Below are 1025 nucleotides of genomic sequence, written 5' to 3' on the forward strand. Positions count from 1 at the left end.
TTCCTTCGCTGTCACGCGTCCCCGCGCCTGCATCAGTAGGAGTGTGGCGACGAGGCGATCTGCGCGCATAAATCAATTGTCGCAAACAAAGTAGTCAGAAGGTGAGCACTTTACTGGTGGAGACTGAAATCACCTGAATCAGAAGGAAGACCACATGTTGCGAGGATTTGCCACCGTCAGCTATTTCGCCGCCGATCTGGAGGCGGCACGCAAGTGGTACAGCGAGCTGCTGGGTATCGATGCGTACTTTCAGATGCCCGGCTACGTGGAGTTCAGGGTTGGCGACTATCAGAACGAGCTGGGAATCATTGACGCGACATACGCGCCGCCAGCGCCAGATGGGCCGGCCGGCGAGATCATCCAATGGCACGTGGACGACCTCCCAGGGTCATTCAAGAAACTGCTGTCGATGGGGGCGACCGAATACCAACCGCCGACTGACCGCAGTGAAGGATTTGTGACGGCCTCCGTCGTCGACCCTTTCGGCAATATCCTGGGGATTATGTGTAACCCGCACTATCTCGAGGTGCTCAAGAAGGTTTCCGGGAAATGAGCGAAGCGGTCATTTCTCGGTCTGTCGCCCAGAAGATGGGAATCCAGAAGGGTGCGCTGGCCCGCTTCGTGAACGCCCCCGCGTCGGCCCTGAAGGCCATCGGGCTTCCGGAATTGGAGGTCAGCGAGGATCTCCAGGGTGACTTCGAGTACATCCATTTCTTCAGCGTGACTCAATCCGAGATGCACGACATCTTTCCAATACTCAAACTCCATCTGAAGCCGTCGGGCATGTTGTGGCTCTCCTGGCCCAAGGCGCGGAAGCTGGGCTCAGATCTCACTCTGCCGAAGGTCATCGAGATCGGATACAGTCACGGCCTCGTCGAGAGCACATGCCTGCGCATTGACGACACGTGGGCAGGGCTGAAGTTCACGCACCCGAAGAACGGCAAGATCTACAACAACAGCCACGGAACCCTGCCCGATCACTGAGCCGGGCGCGCCGTTCAGCCTCGGGTGGCCATGATTAATTC

At 57.9% G+C, this 1025-nt stretch carries 2 protein-coding genes; both read left to right on the forward strand.

Annotation, left to right across the window (positions count from 1 at the left end; all coding sequences use genetic code 11):
- The first annotated feature begins 154 nt into the window (after positions 1-154).
- A complete protein-coding gene (locus tag JF66_RS20645; RefSeq protein ID WP_035880826.1) occupies positions 155-553 on the forward strand; it encodes a VOC family protein in 399 nt (132 codons plus the stop codon).
- A complete protein-coding gene (locus JF66_RS20650) occupies positions 550-984 on the forward strand; it encodes a hypothetical protein (protein WP_231556545.1) in 435 nt (144 codons plus the stop codon). Before JF66_RS20645 ends, JF66_RS20650 begins: the two co-directional genes overlap by 4 nt.
- Positions 985-1025: the final 41 nt, after the last annotated feature.

The organism is Cryobacterium sp. MLB-32, from assembly GCF_000738085.1.
Taxonomy (GTDB): domain Bacteria; phylum Actinomycetota; class Actinomycetes; order Actinomycetales; family Microbacteriaceae; genus Cryobacterium.